A 21,200-nucleotide genomic window follows, 5' to 3' on the forward strand; every position below is an offset into this window, starting at 1 on the left:
CCGCCCCGCCGGCCTGCCCGGCGGGGCACCCCTGCAGCCCCCATGGCGCTGCATCCCCGCATGACCCGCTCAGAGGAGAGAATGATGTCCCGTCTCGAACCGCTGACCGTGCCAGCGTCCCGGCGATCCGCTGACAGCGCGGCACAGGCCCGCCTCCACGACGTCGAAATCATTCTGCCGCAGTCGGAGCCCCCCGCCGCGGCTCAGATGATCTGCGAAGTGTTCCGCGCCGCCAACGACCTGTTCCCCGACAGCGGCTACCGCACCGCCGTGCGCAACCTCAGTTCGCAGATGCGCGCGGTTCCCGCCGGATGGAAGCCGCAGACGGTGATTTTCCTCGGCGGCATTGCCAGCCGCTGGCCCTTGAATTCCGGTGAAAAGGCCAGCCTGCAGCGGATCTGCCGCCAGGCGCAGCGCTGCCTGTTTGCCGGCAGCGCCATTTTCCTGCTGCCCAATACCGGGATCAATGCAGCGGTTGAAAGTGCCGTGCACGCAAACTTTGCCGCCGCCGCAGCGGAGGAACAGCTGACCTGCGCCCCGGCTGGCACCCTGACCGCCACCTCGGGCCGGATCAGCACCGCCGTCAGCAGCTTTGCCGCCTTGCGCGTGCTGGCAGGCTTTCTGCGCGATGACCGCGGCCCCTTTATTGCCGATGCGGTCTGCGACTACCTGGGCCTCGCCTTTGGCCCTGTGTCGGAGCAGTCCAAGGTCTCCCTGCAGCTGCGCCAGACCGCCGGGGGCGATGCGCTGATCGTCAAGATCCTCGACCTGATGCAGCAGAACCTGGAAGAGCCGCTTTTGATCCGCGACATCGCCCAACAGGCCGGGGTCTCACCGCGCAAGCTGGAGCGCCGCTTCCAGCAGAAGGCCCGCACCAGCCCGCTGGCCGCCTACCGCAAGCTGCGGATTGAGAAGGCGCGCCAGCTGTTGCTGCATACCACCTTGCCGCTGGCCGAGATCGTCGCCGCCACCGGTTTTGGCTCGCGCAGCAGCCTGACCGAATGGTTCAAGCGCGAGTACAAGACCAGCCCGCAGGCCTTCCGAAAACAATATTACGCAGACCGCCACCCGGCTGGCTCAGCTGCCTGAGACCAGCTGGTACCGGTAAAGAAGAAGGCGGCCCTTAGGCCGCCTTTTCTAGTTTCCTTGCCAGGTCAGTTGCCTGAGTTGTCCTCGCCGCCGCCGGACAGGGCGTTTGGATCGAAGACGTTGCCGAAGCCGGAGGAATTGCCCTGCGGTTCCTGCTCCGTCTCTGCGCCGTCTTCGCTGCTGCCCGACAGGTTGCCCGGTGCAAAGACGCCACCGAAGCCGGAGCTGCCGCCGGTCGAGGGCGCAGTTGGCGCAGGCGCTTCGCCCTGCTGTTCCAGCTGCTCCTGGCGGCGCAACTCGCGCTGGCGGCGCAGCTCCTGGATGCGCTCTTCAGTCTCCAGGCGCTTCTGCTCCTGCACATCGGCGATGCATTGGGCCGGGCTGTAGACCGATGCCGTGCCCACCACCGCCACCGTGGCGCAGGCGACCACCACCAGCGCCACCGCCGCGGCATTGGAGCTCAAGAAACCGGGCAGCCGCAGCCTGCCGCTTTCCAGCTCTTCCACCGTGGCCTTTTTGCGCGCCGCCGCGACCAGCTCCTTGCGGCGGATCGAGGCCTCGTTGGCGAGCGCCGCAATCACCGTCAGCACCACGATGATGAAGGCCAGCGCCGAGATCGCGGGGGTGATGCCGTAGCGGACCTTCTGGGCCAGCTCGATGGTCAGCGTCGGGTATTCGCCGAAGGTGAAGGTGGTGGTGTTGTAGTTCTCGAAGCTTGCGAGAAACGCCAGCACCGCCGCCGAGGCAATGGCGGGCCGCATGAACGGCAAGAGCACCTTGCGGAAGGCCTGGGCATGGCTGGCGCCGAGGTCCAGCGCCGCCTCCGTGAGCGCCACGTCATAGCGCTGCAGACGGGCCACCAGAACCAGCATGCAGTAGCTGGCGATGAAGGTGGACTGGCCGATGATGGTCAGAAACAGACCGTTCGAGAGCCAGCTGTCGGCGCCAAGCCCCAGCATCCGGTTGATCCGGTCCCAAAACACCAGGGTCGAGATCCCCAGCACGACGCCGGGAATGAGGATCGGCGCGATGATGATGGTGTAGTAGGTGGCGCGCAGCTTGGGCCAGATCTGGGTCAGCATCAGCGCCCCCGCCAGACCCATGGCCACCGACAAGACCACCGTGCCCGCCCCCACCAGGATCGAGTTCCAGATGCCGTTCAGGATCCGTTCGTCCCGGAACAGGGCCGAAAACCACTCGAACGTCAGGCATTCCCAGGGGGTCATCCGCGGGAAGGAGGGCGAGTTGAAGGCGGTCGCCGACATGATCACCAGCGGGCCCAAGAGATAGGCAAAGAAGATGGCCAGATAGACCCAGAGGCTCAGGCGCATAAAGGAGAAGCTCTTCATTTGCCGATATCCCCCATGTTGACCTTGAACAAGCGCATCACCGCCAGCACCAAGAGGATACAGGTGACCAGCAGCACCACTGCATAGGCCGCGCCCTGCGGCCAGTCTGAGTTGTCATTGAACTGCTGATAGATCAGCTGGGTGAACCACAAGGATGACGGCCCGCCCAGGATCTGGGGTGCGGCCAGCGCGCCCGCCGACAGCATGAACACCATGGTGCAGCCCGAGGAGATGCCCGGCTTGGCATAAGGGATCACCACCCGCTGGTGGATCTTGGCCCAGCTGGCGCCCATGTCGCGCGCCGCCTCGATCTGGTTGCGGTCCAGGCTTTCGATCACATTGTAGATCGGGAAGATCATCAACAGGATGTAGGCGTACCCCAGACCCGCATAAAGCGCGATGTCATTGCGAATGAAGTCGAAGGGTGTGTCGAAGATCCCCAAGCCCACCAAGGCGTTGTTCAAAACCCCGGTCTCGCCGAAGATGATGCGCAGCGCAAAGGCCCGCAGGATCTCGTTGATCCAGTAGGGGATGATCAGCATCAGCGCGAAGATGCGGATGTGGTCGCCCTTGGTCTGAGCCAGGTAATAGGCGATCGGGTAGCACAGGATCAGGTTAAAGACGGTGACGCAGACGGCCGCCACCAGGGTGCGGAAGAACACCTTGAGGTCGACCGCGTTATAGTCCTGGCTGCCGCCTTCCGGCCCGTAGACCAGGTATTTGTAATTCTCCAGCGTGTAGACGTCCTTGGGCCCGCCGATTTCCGGCGGCGGCAGGTTGGGACGGAAGGAAAAGTCGAGCATCGACAGCTGCGGCAGGATGATCAGGCCAATGGTCCAGAACAGGACCAGACCCAGCATCAGGCTGCCCATGCCGGTGCCGTTGCGTTTGAAGAACTCCCTTAGGAAGCTTGGCATGGCTAGAGGCCTCCCTTATTCCGCCGCCAGCTCACCCGCGGGCACGATGACGGCATTGTTCGTCTCGTATTCCAGGGTGATGTTCTGGCCGGTGTGGTCCTCGAACGACTGGCCGAGGTTGGGGATCGAGACTTTCAGCTCCTTGCCGCCCTCGCCCTCCATGAAGATGTTGAAGACATTGCCCTCGAACTCCTCGTGGTTGACGCGGGCCGTTACGAAGTGGTCGCCCGCGGCGCCCTGCGGCGCCAGCGCAAAGGCCTCGGGGCGGATGAACATCATCGCCTCATCGCCCTCTTTCATCTTGCCTTGGTTCGCAGTGGAGATCCGCGCCACCAGGTCGCCCGAGCGGTTGGTGGCGATCAGCGCCTCATTGCCCATGACGCGCTTGATCTTGCCGCGGAAGACGTTGTTTTCACCCACGAAAGATGCGGCGAATGCGGTTGAGGGGTCGTTGTAGATGGTCTTGCCATCGGCAATCTGGTCAATGACGCCCGCCTTCATCACTGCGATATTGTCGGACATGGTCAGCGCCTCGCCCTGGTCGTGGGTGATATAGATGAAGGTAATGCCGACCCGCTGCTGGATCTCCCGCAGCTCGGTGCGCATGTGCTGGCGCAGCTTCAGGTCCAAGGCCGACAACGGCTCGTCCAACAGCAGCACATCGGGTTCTGCACAGAGGGCGCGCGCGATCGCCACCCGCTGGCGCTGGCCGCCCGACAGTTCCGATGGCAGCTTGTCGCCCTGGCCGGGCAGCGCGATCATGTCCAGCAGCTCATCCGCACGTTTGCGGCGCTCGCGGGCAGAGGCGCCCTTGATTTCCATCGAGAAGGTGATGTTCTCCCAAACCTTCATCAGCGGAAACAGCGCCAGATTCTGGAAGATCAGCGCTGTCGGGCGTTTGTTCGGCCCGATCCCTTTCATGTTATTGCCGCCGATCAGCACGCGCCCATCGCTTGGCTCCAGGAACCCGGAGACCGCCCGCAGGATCGTCGTCTTGCCGCAGCCCGACGGCCCCAGGAAGGAAAAGAAATCCCCCCCATTGATGTTCACATTGGCATCCCGCACGGCGACGAAGTCGCCAAAGCGGATCCACAGGTTTTCGAGATCAACGCCGACCCCAGCACTCATTTGGCTTCTCCCCAGGGTACAGGCAGCCATCCGGCGGCATGCCACCGGCCCCGCAAGACCTGCTTCCCGTATCTGTTCTTTTGTGAATGCGCCGCTAGATGCGCGGACGGCCCCCGGATGTGCCCCGGAGGCCAGATTTTCTCAAGCGCAGCGCTTAGGCGCTCTTGAACTTGTTGACGAACTCGGTGCGCACGTCGGCGTACCAGGGCGCTTCGGCCGGCCAGGGGTTCAGGTTGGCCAGGCTGTCGCCCGGATAGGCCTCGGCGAAGTTCTTCTTGTAGACGTCGCCGGAGTGGCTGTCGGCGCCCAGCACCGGCGAGTTGTAGCCGTGGCTGTCGATCGCCTTGCCTGCGGGCTCCTGCTGGTAGGCATAGTCGATGAAGGCATAGACCTGCTCCTCGTTCTGGGCGCCGACCGGCATCGACATGCCGTCAACCCAGGCCATCGCGCCTTCGACCGGCGCCTGGTAATGCACCGGCTCGCCTGCGGATTTCAGCGCCAGCGGCGGGCCGTCCCAGGTCTGGCCGACCACCACGCCCTCGTTCAGCAGGCCGTTCTTCTGGGTGTCGGCATCGTTCCAGATCAGCTTGATCCGGTCCTTGCGCGCCACGCACCAGTCGGTGACCTGGCCCCAGACCTTGCGCATGGTTTCCTCGTCCTCGTAAGCCGCCCAGATCGAGCCTGGCTCCATCTCGCCCGAGGCTTCCATGTAAAGCCCTGCGCCCAGCATCATCGAATGCGCCCGGCCCATGGTCTTGCCGGCGTTTTCCTCGCTCCAGACATCGCCGTAAGACGGCGCATCGCCCGCGGGCAGCCATTTGTCGGTGCGGTAGGCGATGCCCTCGGTGCCCCAGATATGCGGCAGCCAGTGCACGCCTTCGCCGCCGAAGTTCCAGGCATCGGTGCCGATCTTGGCCATCGCCGGGTTCACCGCGTTAATGTTCACCTTGCTCATGTCAAAGGGTTTCAACAGCTCCAGCGGACCCCACTGCAGCGAGCGGTTGTTGGTGGGCGACACGATATCGAAGCCCTGGCCCTTGGTGGCCTTCATCTTGTTGATGATTTCCTCATTGGAGCCGATGCCGGTGTAATTCACCTTGATACCGGTCTTAGCCTCAAAGCCGGAGATGAACTCCGGCGGCAGGTAGTCCGACCACATCAGGATGTTGATTTCTCCCGACGACGCCAGCGCGCTTTTCGAATAAAGCGGCGCCGCCAAAGCCGCAGCGCCTGCACCCTTCAGCAGCGCACGGCGTGAAACATTCGCCTTTACAGTCATTTGAAAATTTCTCCCTTTGGACTGATGTTCATTTTTCTTTTTTTTATGAACGGTGAAACCTTGCGAAGGCTAGCAAGTCTCCAACAGTGACAGTTTAAAAAACTGATAAGGCCAGATTGACAGTCAAATTACCTTTCATGGTGCCAGTTTCGGAACAATGAGCAGCATTTTGCGGCATATTCAAAGGCCTCAAGTCCACCGTCCTCCCGGCAGTCTGCGCTTGCCGGGGCGACCCGTCAACGGAGTTCCCTCTTCAAATCGGAAGGCAGCGGAACCCAGAAACCGGTCAGATGGCCAACGCCACAGCTGCACGGCTGCCACCCGACGGCCCCCAAGGGATGCCCGTGGAGTAAAACAATTGCAGCGCCCAGCTTTTACTTCCATTGTTCCCAGTTTCTGCGAAACCTCATGAGGCAGCCGCTAAACGGGAAGGAGCCCCATGCCGAGCCAAACCGCCCGCAAGGACCTGAGCCTCAAGGCGCTGGAACTGTTTCAGATCACCGCCCGCAAAGGGTCGCTGCAGGAGGTGTCTGATGAGACGGGACTATCGGTCAGCACCATCTCTCATCACCTGCGCAATCTGGAAGAACATTTAGGGGTGGAGCTGTTCGACCACAGCCGCCGCCCCATGGTGCTGACACCCAAGGGCCAGGTGTTTCTTCGAAATATCGACAATGCGCTGCACGCGATCCGTAAGGCCAAGGCGGAGGCCTCGGCCGGCACCATATCCGATGCCAGCTACCTGCGGCTGGGCACCATAGAGGATTTTGAGAACGATATTGTGCCGGAGCTTGCCGTGTTCCTGTCTGGTACCATGCCGCGTTGCGAATTTTCCTATCACACCGCCTCCAGCCACGCGATACATGCCATGCTGCGCGACCGGCAGCTGGATCTGGGCATCATCTCCACTCCAGCCGAGCGCCACCGCGACCTGAAAGATACGCCGCTGTTGCGGGATCCCTTTGTCTTGGTGGTGCCTAAGGGCAACGAGTACGGGCTGGAGAGGGTAATCGAGGGGAAAAGCGGATTGCCCTTCCTGCGGTTCACCAGCAACCAGATCATCGCCCGGCAGATCGAGACCCAGCTGCGCCGCATGGGGCTGCCGTTGCCGCACCGCTTTGAGTGCGCTAGCAATCAGACGCTGATGGCCATGGTCGCCGCGGGTGCTGGCTGGACCATCACCACACCGTTGCTGTTCTCCCGCGCGAAGCGGTTCCAATCCAAGCTCAAGATGGTTGCGTTCCCCGGCAAGAGCTTCTCCCGCACACTTGCCATCGTCTCGACACCGGATTGCTCCCGCTCGATACTGGATCTGGTCGACAACCGGACGCGCATGCTGATCACGGAGCACGCAATAAAACCGCTGCACCAAACCGCCCCCTGGCTGTCAGATCGCTTTAAGCTGATTTCCTGAGCTTAGGACGCATCCCGGTCCAGAGGATTTGGACTGTACTTTGCCGAAGCCACGTTTGCGGCCTTTGCCCGCTTTTCACGGCCTCTTGCATTGGACACCGTCTGGAAACTGAAAGGCTGTGTCTCCCAAACTATTAAAGTAAATTTTCGAATTTTTGAAAAACGCGGCCAGCCGCATTGCCGCAGCTGGCCCTTGAGCGCTTAGTCGCCTCAGATCTGTCTGGAGGCTCAGTGTCATGAAATCGCGCACCAAGGTTGTGGTGATCGGCGGCGGCATCGCCGGCTGTTCCACCCTCTACCATCTTACTCAGGAAGGCTGGAGCGACGTCGTCCTGGTCGAACGCAACGAACTGACAAGCGGCACGACCTGGCATTCCGCGGCACAGGTGACGAACTTCGGCATGAACCAGACGATGGTCGGTCTCAAAACCCACTCGATCAAGCTGTACAAGGGACTGGCCGAAAATCCGGAATACCCGATCAACTACCACCACGGCGACGGCGGCATCAGGCTCGCAAATTCCGAGGCGCAGATGCAGGGCTACCGGCACTTTGCCTCAATGGCGCGCGGAATGGACGTGCATTTCGAGGTGATCGACGCGGAAGAATGTGCCCGCCGCCACCCGCTGATTTCCACGGACAACCTGATCGGCGGCCTTTGGGACCCGCTGGACGGCGATATCGACCCGGCCCAGCTGTGCCAGGCCTTGGCCTATCACGCCCGTAAAGCCGGTGCCGAGGTTTACCGTAACACGCCTGTCATGGCCCTAAGCCAGCACAAGGACGACACCTGGACCGTGCACACGGAACATGGCGACATCGACTGCGACATCGTCGTGAATGCCTGCGGCTACCGGGTGAACGAGGTGGGGGCGATGATGGGTGTGCACCACCCGGTCGCCTCGATGGAACACCAGTATTTTCTGACCGAGGACATTCCCGGCATCATCGAGGCAGGCCACAGGATGCCGCTTATCCGCTGCCCGATCTCGGACTACTATTGCCGCCAGGAAAAGAACGGTCTGCTGATCGGCTTCTACGAGCAGGATTGCAAAACCTGGGGCATGGACGGGATCGACCCGAACTTTGTGAACGCCCTTTGCCCCGACGACCTGGAACGGGTGATGGACGTACTGGAGGGCGCGTTCGAAAGGATGCCCGCGCTGCGCGCGACCGGCATCCGCTCCATCGTCAACGGCCCCATTACCTATACCATTGACGGCGCGCCGCTGATTGGTCCGATCCCGGGCAAGCGCAACGCCTTCTGCGCCATCGGCTTGCGCGCAGGGCTAGGCGAAGGCGGCGGCCACGGCTGGCTCTTGGCGCAGATGATTGTGCATGGTGAGGCCTGCTATGACACTTGGTGCCTCGACCCGCGCCGCTTCACCACCCACGCCAACGCGGAACTGACCGCACTGAAAGCCATTGAAGACTACCAGAATGAATTCCGCTTCCATTTCCCGCACGAACACCGCCCGGCGGGCCGTCCGGCCAAGACAACGCCGCTGACACCGGTGCTAGCCACCGAGGGCGCCGAGTTCACCGTGGTGAATGGCTGGGAGCGGGTGGACTACATCAAACCCTCGGCAGGTTTCCACCCCTCGCTTACCTTCAACTTCGACGAGGCCTTCGGCACTGTCGCCACGGAAGTGAAGAACGTTCAAGACAACGTCGGCCTTTGTGAGGTCAACGGATTCAACCGGATCGAGATCACCGGCACGGACCGGCACAGCTTCCTCGACCGCATGTTTTGCGGCAGCGTCACCAAACGCGCGGGCCGCGTGGGGCTGGGGTATCTGCTGAACCATCACGGCATGATCAAGGGCGAGGCCACGGTGGCCAACCTCCCGGTCTCGGACCGTGGGCCCGAGCGGATCTGGTACGGTTCCGCCGCCGCCAGCGAGTTCCACGACATGGATTGGCTCAGCCAGCACATCCGGCCAGAAGAAGACGTGCAGATCCGCTCTCTCACCAATGAGCAGACCATTCTGGTTCTGGCCGGGCCTCGCTCGCGGGACGTGCTCTCCGCCTGCGCCCGGGGCGACTGGTCGTCCGATGTCTTCCCCTGGCTGTCGGTGCGCGAATGCTTCATAGGCTTTACGCCTGCCACGGTGATGGGCGTCAGCTTCTCCGGCGAGCTGGCGTATGAGATCCATGTCCCCAACGCTTCGCTTTATGCTGCCTATCTGGCGCTGCGGAAGGCGGGGGGAAAACATGGCCTGAGGCTCTTCGGTGCCCGCGCGGTCGAGTCCATGCGGATGGAAAAAGGCTTCCTGCATTGGAAAGCCGACCTGATTACCGAGTTTGATCCGTTCGAGACCGGGCTGGAGCGGTTTGTGAAGCTGGAGAAGGGTGATTTCATTGGCAAGAAAGCGCTGCGGAAGCGCCATGCCGAGGGTCCGCGCGGGAAGCTGGTCACACTGCAAGTCAACGCCACCCATGCCCCTGCCCACAGCGGAGCCTCGCTGATGCAGGGAGATAGAGTCGTGGGCACCGTGACCTCGGGTGACTGGGGCCACCGGGTCGGGATGAACCTGGCCTATGCCTTTGTCGAGCCACCACTGGCCGCGGAAGGCAGCACCATGCAGCTCGACCTCTGCGGCGATCTGGTCGGTGCAACAGTCATCGCCCCTTCTCCCTATGACCCGGAATTTGCCCGGATCCGAGGATAACTCTTCGCCCGGCCAACAGGCCGGGCAGCGCCCGCCCCTCCCGACGAGAGGGCGCTCCCCGCAGTTACTTCCTTCACTTTCAGACACCTGAAAACCAAAACGCCCGGGAAATTCCCCGGGCGCTTTCTTTGCCTGACAGCGCTCGGATCAGCTGCGGCCTTTCCACGGCACCAGCCAGTTCTCAGCCTTGCGCATCAGGATGTCGATGCCATAGCCGATGATGCCGATCAGCACGATACCCATGATCACGATATCGGTCAGCTGGAACTTGGACGCCGCGATGATCATCATACCCGCGCCCTTCTGTGCGGCCACCAGTTCGGCTGCCACAACCGTGCCCCAGCAGACCCCCATTGCCACCCGCGCGCCGGTGAAGATTTCCGGCAGCGAGTTCGGCACGATCACATGGCGCATGATCTGCCACTTGGAGGCGCCCAGCGAGTAGGCCGCGTGGATCTTGGAGATGTTTACTCCCGACACCCCGGCCCGCGCCGCAATGGTCATGATCCAGAGTGCGGCCAGGAAAAGCAGGACGATCTTGCCAGTCTCCCAAATACCGAACCAGATGATCACCAGCGGGATCAGCGCCAGCGGCGGCACGGGGCGCATGAACTCCACGATCGGGTCGAACCAGCCGCGGAACCAGCCAGACAGGCCCATCGCATAGCCCAGCGGAATACCGACAAGCGCACCGGTCACGAACCCGGCAATCACCCGCGCCAGTGACCAGCCCAGATGCTGCCACAGCGAGAAGTTCTGATAGCCTTCGGAAGCAATTTCAAAGAACCGCGCCACCACAGTTTCCGGGGCCGGCAGCCAGATCGGGTTCATCTGCATTCCAGCACTGGGGGTAAAACTGATGGCACCCTTGCCGGTCAGCGTCACTGTGCCATCGCCGGTATCCACAGCCGTGCCTGGACCGATCGGTTCACCGTTGATGGCCACAACCTTGGCGCCTTCTTTGCGTTTGGCCTCGTCATTGCGGTCGAAGATCAGGGTGGTGGACCGCCCGGCCTGCGCCGCCATTGCATCGTTCTTGGCGAAACCGTTGCCCGGGTCCACCTCGAACTTGGGGCTTTCCTCGCCGAATCCGGCCACGCGCACCGCGACCTCCGCATCGTCGGTGCTGCCTTCGGCGTTTTCCAGCGTGTACGTAAAACTTGTTTCACCGCTGAACGGCCCCGGCACATGGAGGGGAAACAGCTTGGAGCCAGTGAACGCCGCCCAGATCACAAAGATCACCAGCACCGAAATGATTGACGCCGCCCGGTCCGGGCTCACGGCGCTTTCGTCGCCGAAAGTCACGGTCTTCAGGCTGGTGAAATCATGGCGCGACTGCATTCCGCGGCGGATCAGATGCACCAGAAAAAAGGCGCCTGCAAACAGCGCGATATAGAAAATCAGGACTGTCATGCCACCTGCTCCGTCCGGCCCATGATTTCCTCTTCCATTTCCCAGATCATCGAGAGGATCTCATCCCGGGTCTCGGCAAAGCCTTCGGATTTCTTGACGTCGCGCAGATCGGCATTCACCCCGCGCTCGGCAAAGGGCAGCTGGTATTCGCGGTGGATACGGCCCGGCCGCGGCGCCATCACGATCAGCCGCTCACCCAGCAGCAGCGCTTCCTCCACCGAGTGCGTGATCAGAATGATGGTCTTGCCGGTCTCCTTCCACAGCTTCAGCACCAGGCCTTGCATCTTCTCCCGCGTCAGCGCGTCCAGCGCGCCCAGCGGCTCGTCCATCAGGATCACGTCCGGCTCATTCGCAAGGCAACGGGCCAGCGCCACACGCTGCTGCATACCGCCCGACAGCTCATAAACCGCCTTTTCCTTGAAGTCCTGCAGACCGACGATTTCGAGCAGATGGTCGGAGATCTTCTCCCGCTCCGCCTTGCCCATGCCCTTCATGCGGGGGCCGAATTCCACGTTGTCGCGCACGTTCATCCACTCAAACAGCGCGCCCTTCTGGAACACCATACCGCGTTCCGCATCCGGGCCGGTCACCACGTGGCCGTTCAACTCTACCGTCCCTTCGGTAGGGGCCAGGAAACCTGCCAGAATGTTCAGCAGCGTGGTCTTGCCGCAGCCCGACGGCCCTAGCACCGACAACAGCTCTCCCGCCTGCAAATTCAATGAAACGTCCTTCAGCGCCTGGACCGAGCTGCCATTGGGCAGGTCAAAACGCATGGAGACACTCTTGATGTCCAGTCCCGACATCTTCTCCCCTTCCTGTTAGGGCCTTGCGGCATTCGCCAGAAACCCTGGATGCAAACGGCCCGGGACCCGGGCCGTTCGACATGCTCAAGCTGCTACGGCTCAGTTCTGCGCGGCTGCCAGCGGGCCGCTGTTTACGGCCCCGTCGTAGGAATCCAGGGCTGCTTCGATGCTGCCCGCATTCACAAAGATATCGGCCACGCCCTTCATGAAGGTCTGCGCGCCGCCGCCCAGCCACTTCTCTGACAGCTGTTCTTCGGCAGAGGGGAAGCTGAAGGTGGCGATGGTAGCCTCAGCATCGGCCAGATCCATACCGGCATCCTTGGCAATCACCGGCAGCATCTCGTCCTTGTGATCGCCCGAATTCCACATCGCATTGGCATCTGCGGTCACCTTCAGGAACTTGCTGAGCAACTCGCCTTCCGACTCGACGAATCCGGCTGGCGCGCTGGTCACGTCAAACACCAGGATGCCCAGCTCTTCCTTCTCCGCACCGGTCAGCAGCACGTTGCCATGCTCCACCATCCGCCGCAGCGCGCCGCCCCAGCCGCAGACCATGTCCAGATTGCCTTGGGCAAAGGCCGCTGCGCCATCGGCGGGGGCCATGTCGACGATTTCCATCGAGCTGACGTCAACGCCGAAATGCGCCATCTGCGACAGGAAGCCGTAATGCGCCGCGGTGCCGATCGGGACACCGACCTTCTTGCCGTTCAGCTCTCCAGCGCTGTCCTTGTCGATCTCCAGCGCTTCGGCCACCACGCAGTTGTCGTTGTCGGAATAGCTCACCGCGACGTCCACCGCCTGCAGATCCTGCCCGGCGGAGGTGGCGACCACAAACGGCGGCACGCCCTGGCTTACGGCAATCTGAACGTCGCCCGAAGCCATCGCCGCAGACATCGCCGTGCCGGTATCGAAGGACACCCAGTTGATCTTGACACCCATCTCTTCCTCATAGGTGCCATTGGCCTTGGCGAACTGGAAAGGCATCGGCCATTCAAGGAAATAGGCCACCGTGATTTCGTCCTGCGCTGACGCGGCAGTCGCGGAAATCGCGGCAGCAACCGCACAGGCTGTTGAAAGCAGATACTTTTTGATCATATTAATGGTTCTCCCAGTTGTCACGCCGGGCCCGTTCTGTGCAGGCCTTAAGGCTTTGATTTTTGCACGGCAAACCATATCCGGGAAGAGATTTCGCTGTAGAATAAATTTACTCTTGCAGCGAAAGTAAAACCTAGTTTCGATTTTTTCGGATGTAATGGTGCAATTCTGTGGATAGCATAAGCAGAGCGCAAGGGAGGGCTGCCTATGCAAAAGACGCTGAGTCTGCGCTGGCTGGAAGTATTCCAGCTGATCTCAAAATCCGGGTCGATACAGAAGGTCGCTGCGGAAACCGGGCTGTCGATCAGCACCGTCTCCAATCACTTGCGCAGCCTGGAAAGCGCGCTGGGGGTTGATTTGGTGGACCACACCCGCCGCCCGATGGGGCTGACACCGGCCGGCGTGGTTTTTGCGCGTTACGTATACGAAGGGCTGATGACCCTGAGGCGCGGCGAGGCGGAAATCCGCTCCGGCAGCTGGCAGCACGCCACCGATTTGCGGATGGCACTGCTGGATGACTTCGACAACGAGGTCGGGCCGGAGCTTTTTCAGTTCCTGTCCACCGCCCTGCCCCGCTGCAACTTCCGCCACTATACGCGGCCCAGCCATGAGATCATCGGAAAGCTGCAGGAACAGAAACTGGATGCGGGCGTTGCCACCCGCCCGGCCGGGCTGCTGCCGGATCTGATCGAGTATCCCTTGATGCGCGATCCGTTCATTCTGGTGGTGCCTTCGGGATACACCGGCAGTGTCGAGGAGCTGACAAAACCGGAAGCACCGCTGCCATTCCTGCGCTATTCCCGCGACCACACCATCGGCAAGCAGATCGAGACCCAGCTGACCCGGCTCAAGATATCCTTGCCAAACCGGTTCGAGCTGGAGTGCAACCAGTCGATCATCGGCCTGGTGGCCGAAAGCAGCGGCTGGACGGTCACAACCGCCGCCAGCTACCACCGCGCCCAGCGCTTCCACGACAAGGTCAAGGTGGTGCGTTTTCCAGGCAAGAGTTTTGCGCGGACGGTGTCGCTGTTTACCTCCAGCGTCTATCCGGCGGCCACCTCGCAGCTGATCCACGAGGCGCTGCAGAAGTCCTTGCGCCATCACTTTACAGATCCGATCAGCCAGCGTTTTCCCTGGCTGGCAGAGGAGTTCCGGACGCTGCCGGCAAAAGGCGCCTAGGCGCGCAGGGCAATTCGAAACAAACATCCGTGTTTTTCGAAACCAATGGGGCACGGCTTGACCGTTTGCCATAGGGAACGCTGTCTTAAGCGCAACCCGCGCCGGGCCTTCCCTTGCACATCCGGCGGCCCTTAAACGGAAAATGAGCTGACCCAATGGCAATTACCTACCTCAAACAGGCCCAGCCGCGCCCCGCCGCCGAAAACAGCGATATCCGCGACACCGTCGCCGTCATGCTCGCCAATATCCAGCGCGAGGGCGAAGATGCCGTGCGCCGCTATGCGGAGCAACTGGACGGCTGGACCGGACCCATTGTGGTGACCGACGCCCAGCGCCGCGCGGCCTGCAACCGGGTCTCCGATCAGCTCAAAGAAGACATTCAGTTCGCACACGCCAACATCCGCCGCTTTGCTGAGGCGCAGAAAGCCACGATGGGGGAATGCGAGGTAGAGATAATCCCCGGCCTTATCGCGGGCCAGAAGCAGATCCCGGTTTCCAGCGCCGGCTGCTACGTGCCGGGCGGACGCTACAGCCATATCGCCAGTGCGCTGATGACCATCACCACCGCCAAGGTGGCTGGCGTGCCCCATATTACCGCGGTCTCCCCGCCGCGGCCCGGCAGCGGCATTCCCGATGCGATCATCTATGCCATGGACTTGTGCGGTGCCGATCTGATCCTGAACCTGGGCGGGGTGCAGGGCATTGCCGCCATGGCCCAAGGCCTGTTCGGGTCGCAGCCCGCCGACATCCTGGTTGGCCCCGGCAATTCCTATGTGGCTGAGGCCAAGCGGATGCTGTTCGGCGAGGTCGGCATCGACATGTTTGCAGGCCCCACCGACTCTCTGGTCATCGCTGACCACACTGCAGATGTGGAGACCGTCACCTGGGACCTGGTCAGCCAGGCCGAACACGGCGCCGACAGCCCGGTCTGGCTGGTCACCACCAGCGAGAGCCTGGCCAAGGGCGTTATGGCCCGCGCGCAGGCGCTGATCGACAGGCTTCCAGAACCCAACCTCTCTGCCGCCCACCGCGCCTGGCACGAACGCGCCGAGGTGGTCCTGTGCGACACCCGAGAAGAAGCCGCGCAGATGGCCGACCGCTACGCGCCGGAGCATCTGCAAGTGCAGGCTGAAAATCTCGACTGGTGGCTGGACCGCCTCACCGCCTATGGCTCTTTGTTCTTGGGCAAGGAGACCACAGTCTCCTTCGGCGACAAGACCTCAGGCCCCAACCACGTGCTGCCGACCAGCGGCGCGGCGCGTTATACCGGCGGGCTGTCGGTGCACAAGTTCACCAAGACCGTCACCTGGCAGCGCTGCAACGCCGCCGCCTCGCATGAGCTGGCCCAGCGCACCGCCCGGATCAGCCGGATGGAAGGGATGGAGGGCCACGCCATCGCCGCTGAGATGCGGCTGCTGCGTGAAGCGGTCTGAAGCTGCTTCGCGCTCAGGACGGCGTCTCCAGCTGCTGGTCCAAGTCAACTGGCCCCAGCACGGCGTCATCCGGGATGCCGTCGAAGCCGGCAACCGTTCCGCCATAGCGCTGTGTGAAACGCGCGGCCGCCTCGGGGGAGGCAAAGGGCACAACCTCCGGCGCACCCATGCCGCCCGCGACATTCGAACCGACCACGAAATGCGCCTCGCTGGCATTTATCCAGTTGTCGGTGCCAGGCTGTTCCCAGCTTGCCGCCGCGCCCATGTCGCTGACATAGATGGCGGTGATCTCCGCGTCCCGCTCCGGGCTTTTCACATAGGCCGCCAGATCGCGCACCTGGGCAAAGAACAAGGGCGCTGGGAAGCCGTCCAGATGGATCTGCCCCTTAGGTCCGCCGTGTTCAGCGACATTCATCTGGCAAAAGTAGCTTAGCGCCGTTTCCGTCAGCTCCACCGGTGCGGGCGGGGCCTTGGCCTCTTCCTCCTGACAGGCGGACAGGACCAGCGCGGCAGCAAGGATCAGGCGTTTCATGGCTCCACCCTCCGGAAGGCTGCACAGGCGAGCAGGAACCCGAGCGCAGGCCACAGCAGAAGCGACAGCGGTGCAGCCCAACCGGGCAGCGCATTGGCGGCGCCCGCCATCCCGCTGGACAAGGCCACGCTTTCAGAGGCCGCCACGTTCCACAGCCGGAACGCATCCGCCGGGTTGGCAACCATCACCCAGGGGAAGACCTTCTGAGTGAACACCCCGCCGCTGTCCATCACCACGGCCCCCAGAAGGCCCAGGTCGTAGAGAACTACAAACACCAGCCACACACCCGCAGACAGACCCGCCGCGGCTGTTGCCCCGCTGCTGAGCGCCGACAAAGCGTATCCCAGCACCAGGAACACTGCGCCCAGCAGGATTGAGGTCAGCACCAGCCGCCCCAGAGCCATCAGGCTCTCCGTGTCGGCACCGCCGAACCAAGCGGCAACAGCACCCGCCGCGCCAAAGCCGATGCACATGGCAACCGCCAAGGCCGCCAAATGCGCCATCAGCTTGCCCAGTAGGATCTCTGCCCGGCTCGCGGGATAGGCCAGGAGCAGGGCAAGGCTGCCGCGGTCGCGGTCGCCTGCTACCGCATCAAATCCCATCATCAGCGCCAGGAGCGGAGCGAGGTAGACCGACAGCGTGGTCATCGAGGCCACGGAGACCGTCAGCATGTCCACTCCCAGCGTCCCGGTCGGCGCTGATCCGGCAAAGGACAGAGCCAGCGCAAAGGCCAGCATGATCAGAGTGGCCATGAACAGCCAGCGGTTGCGGCGCAGGATCAGCATCTCGGCGCGGGCAATGGCAAAGGCACGTCTCATTTGCGGTCCTCCCCGGAGTAATGGCGGTAAAGGTCTTCGAGCCGCGGCGGCACCATGTCGATATCGGCCACTGCATCGCCCATGGCGGCGATCTTGCGCAGCTCGGCCATCTTGTCCTGCGGCGAGCACAGGATCTCGACCGAAGCGCCGTTGATCCGCCGCCCGCCGGTTTCCGTCGCGATCCGGTCGGCGTGCGTGCCGCTGGCTTGCACCCGCAGCTTGACCGGCAGCCCGGCCTGCGCCGACAGGCCCGCCAGCGTATCATCCGCCACCTTCACCCCCTTGCGCAGGATGGCGATACGGTCGGTGCGCGCCTCCACCTCAGTCAGCGCGTGGGAGGCGATCAGCACCGCCGCGCCCTGTTCGGCCAGTTCGTTGATGATCGCGTAAAGGTCCTGCCGCGAGATCGGGTCCAGCCCGCTGGTGGGTTCGTCCAGCAGTGCCAGTTTCGGGCGGCCCAGCAGCACCTGCGCCAGCCCCAGCCGCTGCCGCATCCCCTTGGAATAAGCGTCGATGCGGCGGTGCATCGCCTCCCCCAGGCCAACCCGTTCCAAGAGGCCCCCAATGTCCGCGCTTTCGCCGGCAAGGCGGGCAAACAGCGACAGCTGCTCATGCCCGGTCAGCGCGGGGTGAAAGCTGACGGCTTCCGGCAGAAAAGCCGTGGCCGCCCGGGCCGCTGCGCTGCCAGGGTCCGCACCGCAGATGCGGATGCTGCCGCCCTCATGCCGGATCAGGCCCAGCACCGCCTTGATCATCGTCGACTTGCCCGCGCCGTTGTGGCCCAACAGTGCCAACCGCTCGCCCTGCGCGATTTCCAGGTCGATGCCATGCAGCACCTGTGTCTTACCGCGGAACTTGTCCAGCGCGCGGATCTGCAGCGGAGAGTTATCCATCCTGTTCAACCTTTCTGGCGGCCACGGGCCGCTCTGGCCGCATCAGCGGGTGGCTGTCGATCACCCCGCCGGGCAGCAGCGCCGGAAACGCCGATTGCGACCAGCGCACCAGCTGCACCGCAGGCGAGCCCATCAGGAGTTTCGCCGCGGGCTGCGTCCACAGCACATGGTCCATGCTGTCATTCGGACGGTAGGGCGCATCGGCGATGCCGTCTCCGTCCACATCAAAACCTGCGAAGTCGGACCAGTAGTTGCCCCGGCCCTCCTCGCTCCATTCCGCCCATTTGGAGGAGACGAATTTCACTTGGTGCCGGTTGCCGACAAAGGCATTCCCAACCATCCGGTTGCCGTCGCTGCCGGCCGTGAAGTGGATTCCGATGCCACAGCCCTCGAACCAGTTGCCGGAGAAGTCATTCTTGTGCGCGTTATAGAGAAAGGTACACTTGTCCTTAGCCCCCTTCACATAGTTGCCGCGCACCTCGCCCTGGTTGGCGTAGTTCAACATCACCCCGTGGTCGCGGTCATTCAGAGAGACATTCCCGGTCACCTTGACCCGCTTGGAGAACATCACCGCGTAGCCCAGGTGGTTGCCGATCGAGACGTTGCCCGACACCTCGGAATTGTCGGCATACATGTAATGCACGGCGAACCGCAGATCGCGGAACACGTTGTTAGTGAAGGCATTCTTCTTGGAACTGTTCACAAAAATCCCGTCGCGGCCAAAACGGATGTCGTTGCCGTCCACCACCGCACCCGGCGCGTTCCAGACATAGACCCCGTTGCCGCGGGTGTTCATGTGGCGGTCCAGGCGCCCCTCGATCCGGTTGCCCTGCACGAGGCTGTCCTTCGCACCGTGTATGTCCACCCCATACAGGTTGCCCAGCAGCACGTTGTTCAGGATTTGCGGCGCAATCGCCGTTTTGGTCAGCTTGATGCCGCTGTCAATTTCCTGATGCGAAGAGCCGGAGCCAACAACCGTGAGATTCTGTACGGTTACGCCGGGGCCGGTCACCGTGATGACCGACCCCAGCCCCCGGCCGTCCAGTGTGGCGTGGCCCTGCCCGTCAAGGGTGACGGGCCTGGCCAGCACCAGGGTTTCGGCATATTCGCCGGCGGCGAGGCGAAGGGTGTCGCCATCCGCCGCCCGCGCCAGTGTTTCAGCGATGGCCCCTGCCCGGTTGGGCACATCCCAATCCGCCGCCCAGGCTGCTGTCAAACAGGCCGGCGTCAGGCTGGCAAAGGCCGCAACCAGGGATATGGGCAGGAGCCGTTTCATGGCTCAGGCGCTCCGCGGCTCGACCAGCATCCGGCCGCGCATTTCCATGTGCAGCGCGTGGCAGAACCACTGGCAGTAGTACCAGTGCACGCCGGGACGTTCGGCAATGAAGGTGACCGAGGCGGTCGCCAGCGGCCCGACCTCCATCGCGATGCCGAAGTTCGACAGGCAGAAGCCGTGGGTCAGATCGTCGATATCATCCAGGTTGGTGACATAGACAGTGACCTCGTCGCCCTGCTTGACGGTGAACTTCTCAAGGCTGAAATTCGGCGCCTGGCTGGACATGTAGACCCGTACCTTGTCACCGTCGCGAATGATGGTGTCCTGATAGTCGTCCAGATCGACGCCATCCGCCTCAGCCTGCTTGCGCGCGTCTTCCCACATCGGGTCGTTGCGGTCCCAGATGCTGGCCGGGTTCACCTTGGAGCGGTGAACGATGATCGAGTCATGCGGCTCGGCAAAGGTCGGGCCGTCGTGCACCACCTTCATCTTGTCGCCGGAGATATCGATCAGCTGCTCGTTCTCGGGCTTCAGGGGGCCCACGTTCAGGAACCGGTCCTTGGAGAACTTGTTCATCGAGATCAGCCACTTGCCGTCCGCCTCGGCGGTTTCACCCATGGAGGTGGAGTTGTGGCCCGGCTGGTACTGCACATCGACCTTGTCGAGGATCGGGTCCACGTCGGCACCCGCATAGGCCTCGATCGCCTTGGCGATGTCCCATTTCACCACCTGGCTGTCCAGGAACAGGGTGGTGTAGGCATAGCCGCGGTTGTCGAAGGCGGTGTGGAGCGGGCCAAGGCCCAGCTGCGGTTCCGCCACGATGGCCGAGCGCGGATCGGCATCGGCGTCAAACAGCGCGTCCAGCTTCTCGACGTCGATCACCGAGACGGTCGGCGACAGCTTGCCGTTGACGCAGACGTGCTTCTTGTCCGGCGCGGTGTTGATGCCGTGAGGCGAATTCGGGATCGGAATATAGCGGGTCAGCTTGCCGGGCGCGCCCTTGCGGCCGTCGACAACTTTCGCGCCGTTCAGCTCTTCATATTCACCGGCTTCGATGGCGGCTTCGATCGCTGCGATGTTGAAGATGACAACGTGGTCCAGTTCGTTCTCGGTCATCTCGGCCAGGGTCATGCCCATTTCCGAGTTGTAGGAGGTGGAGTAGGCGTATTTGCCCTGATAGTCGCAGTCAGTGTTGTCCAGGTTGCCCGAGACGATCACCTGCCAGGCGACTTCCATGGTGTCGCCGTCGATGGCAGAGAAGATGTTCACGTATTGCGACGGGTCATCCAGGATCTGGCCGTCGTTGACCAGCGGTGCCTCGTGCTCGCCGTTGGCAAAGACATAGCCGGTGCGCGGGAATTTCTGCGGGCGCAGGCCGTGAATGTCCTTGGCGTTGGGGATCTCGATGATCTTGTCGCACTTCATCACGTCGCAGCGCACCCGGGCAACGCGGGTGTTGGCCTTGTCGTTCATGAACAGGTAACGGCCGTCATAGGTGCCGTCGGTGAACGACATATGCGGGTGGTGCAGGTCGCCGTTGTCATAGGTTTCCTTGCCGTTGGCGGCGAGGAGTTCCTTGGTGTCCGGCAGCAGGCCCTCGGTCAGGATCTTCTTGGACTCGTTGGTCTGGCCCCAGCCGGTGGCGGAGCAGCGGTTGAACACCGGGATCCGCATCAGCTCGCGCATGGACGGCACGCCCAGGATGCGCAGCTCGCCGGTCTGGCCCGAGGACCAGAAGCCATAATATTCATCCAGTTCGCCCGGCGCCAGGTTGACGCCGGCCGCCTGTGCAGGCTTGGCGCCAAGCAGAGCGGAGCCGGCGCCGGTGGCCGCCAGCACGGCACCTGAGGCAGTGGCCCCCAGAAGGCCGCGGCGGGTGACGGGCAGTTTGTTTTTCAGGTCTTCAGACAT

At 62.7% G+C, this 21,200-nt stretch carries 17 protein-coding genes; 5 read left to right on the top strand and 12 right to left on the bottom strand.

Features of this window, described 5'->3' with window-relative positions:
- Nucleotides 1-84: 84 nt before the first annotated feature.
- Nucleotides 85-1,089, top strand: a complete 1,005-nt coding sequence (locus AC4HIX_RS16145; protein ID WP_490399734.1) for a helix-turn-helix domain-containing protein — start codon at nt 85-87, stop codon at nt 1,087-1,089.
- Nucleotides 1,090-1,154: 65 nt separating this feature from the next.
- Here the strand turns inward: AC4HIX_RS16145 and AC4HIX_RS16150 are convergent, their stop codons facing one another.
- From AC4HIX_RS16150 to AC4HIX_RS16165, 4 genes are all read right to left on the bottom strand, one after another.
- The gene (locus AC4HIX_RS16150) at nt 1,155-2,438 is read right to left on the bottom strand and encodes an ABC transporter permease (RefSeq protein WP_490399735.1); all 1,284 of its coding nucleotides are present in this window, start codon (nt 2,436-2,438) and stop codon (nt 1,155-1,157) included.
- A complete protein-coding gene (locus AC4HIX_RS16155; RefSeq protein ID WP_490399736.1) occupies nt 2,435-3,355 on the bottom strand; it encodes an ABC transporter permease in 921 nt (306 codons plus the stop codon). Before AC4HIX_RS16155 ends, AC4HIX_RS16150 begins: the two co-directional genes overlap by 4 nt.
- Nucleotides 3,356-3,370: 15 nt before the next feature.
- Nucleotides 3,371-4,483 carry an ABC transporter ATP-binding protein gene (locus tag AC4HIX_RS16160; protein WP_475047140.1) on the bottom strand — a complete coding sequence of 371 codons (1,113 nt, stop codon included), beginning with the start codon at nt 4,481-4,483 and terminating at the stop codon, nt 3,371-3,373.
- Between the two features lie 154 nt (nt 4,484-4,637).
- Complete coding sequence (locus tag AC4HIX_RS16165; protein WP_490399737.1) at nt 4,638-5,762, bottom strand: extracellular solute-binding protein; 1,125 nt, start codon at nt 5,760-5,762, stop codon at nt 4,638-4,640.
- A 439-nt stretch (nt 5,763-6,201) separates the two neighbouring features.
- Here AC4HIX_RS16165 and AC4HIX_RS16170 point away from each other — a divergent pair, with 439 nt between their 5' ends.
- Both AC4HIX_RS16170 and AC4HIX_RS16175 read left to right on the top strand, forming a co-directional pair.
- Nucleotides 6,202-7,176, top strand: coding sequence for a LysR family transcriptional regulator (locus AC4HIX_RS16170; protein WP_490399738.1), 975 nt, complete (start codon nt 6,202-6,204; stop codon nt 7,174-7,176).
- 235 nt (nt 7,177-7,411) lie between these two features.
- Nucleotides 7,412-9,847, top strand: coding sequence for a GcvT family protein (locus AC4HIX_RS16175; protein WP_490399739.1), 2,436 nt, complete (start codon nt 7,412-7,414; stop codon nt 9,845-9,847).
- A 147-nt stretch (nt 9,848-9,994) separates the two neighbouring features.
- Here AC4HIX_RS16175 and AC4HIX_RS16180 read toward each other — a convergent pair whose 3' ends face one another.
- From AC4HIX_RS16180 to AC4HIX_RS16190, 3 genes are all read right to left on the bottom strand, one after another.
- Complete coding sequence (locus AC4HIX_RS16180; protein WP_490399740.1) at nt 9,995-11,260, bottom strand: ABC transporter permease; 1,266 nt, start codon at nt 11,258-11,260, stop codon at nt 9,995-9,997.
- Complete coding sequence (locus AC4HIX_RS16185; RefSeq protein WP_490399741.1) at nt 11,257-12,063, bottom strand: taurine ABC transporter ATP-binding protein; 807 nt, start codon at nt 12,061-12,063, stop codon at nt 11,257-11,259. The genes AC4HIX_RS16180 and AC4HIX_RS16185 overlap by 4 nt, the downstream gene beginning before the upstream one ends.
- Before the next feature lie 99 nt (nt 12,064-12,162).
- The gene (locus AC4HIX_RS16190) at nt 12,163-13,158 is read right to left on the bottom strand and encodes a taurine ABC transporter substrate-binding protein (RefSeq protein WP_490399742.1); all 996 of its coding nucleotides are present in this window, start codon (nt 13,156-13,158) and stop codon (nt 12,163-12,165) included.
- 207 nt (nt 13,159-13,365) lie between these two features.
- Between AC4HIX_RS16190 and AC4HIX_RS16195 the strand changes: the two genes are divergently transcribed.
- Entirely contained in the window at nt 13,366-14,337 is a 972-nt protein-coding gene (locus AC4HIX_RS16195) for a LysR family transcriptional regulator (RefSeq protein ID WP_490399743.1), read from the top strand.
- A gap of 155 nt (nt 14,338-14,492) precedes the next feature.
- The gene (gene hisD / locus AC4HIX_RS16200) at nt 14,493-15,770 is read left to right on the top strand and encodes a histidinol dehydrogenase (RefSeq protein ID WP_490399744.1); all 1,278 of its coding nucleotides are present in this window, start codon (nt 14,493-14,495) and stop codon (nt 15,768-15,770) included.
- Nucleotides 15,771-15,783: 13 nt separating this feature from the next.
- Here hisD and AC4HIX_RS16205 read toward each other — a convergent pair whose 3' ends face one another.
- The 5 genes from AC4HIX_RS16205 to nosZ are packed head-to-tail and all read right to left on the bottom strand — an operon-like array spanning nt 15,784 to nt 21,200.
- Entirely contained in the window at nt 15,784-16,302 is a 519-nt protein-coding gene (locus AC4HIX_RS16205) for a nitrous oxide reductase accessory protein NosL (protein ID WP_490399745.1), read from the bottom strand.
- Nucleotides 16,299-17,120: an ABC transporter permease gene (locus tag AC4HIX_RS16210; protein WP_490399746.1), complete on the bottom strand. Its 822-nt coding sequence runs from the start codon at nt 17,118-17,120 to the stop codon at nt 16,299-16,301. The genes AC4HIX_RS16205 and AC4HIX_RS16210 overlap by 4 nt, the downstream gene beginning before the upstream one ends.
- Nucleotides 17,117-18,013: an ABC transporter ATP-binding protein gene (locus AC4HIX_RS16215; protein WP_490399747.1), complete on the bottom strand. Its 897-nt coding sequence runs from the start codon at nt 18,011-18,013 to the stop codon at nt 17,117-17,119. Before AC4HIX_RS16215 ends, AC4HIX_RS16210 begins: the two co-directional genes overlap by 4 nt.
- Complete coding sequence (locus tag AC4HIX_RS16220) at nt 18,006-19,289, bottom strand: nitrous oxide reductase family maturation protein NosD (protein WP_490399748.1); 1,284 nt, start codon at nt 19,287-19,289, stop codon at nt 18,006-18,008. The genes AC4HIX_RS16215 and AC4HIX_RS16220 overlap by 8 nt, the downstream gene beginning before the upstream one ends.
- A 3-nt stretch (nt 19,290-19,292) precedes the next feature.
- On the bottom strand, nt 19,293-21,200 hold the full coding sequence (nosZ, locus tag AC4HIX_RS16225) for a TAT-dependent nitrous-oxide reductase (RefSeq protein ID WP_490399749.1): 1,908 nt from the start codon (nt 21,198-21,200) through the stop codon (nt 19,293-19,295).

This window comes from Leisingera sp. (assembly GCF_982940295.1).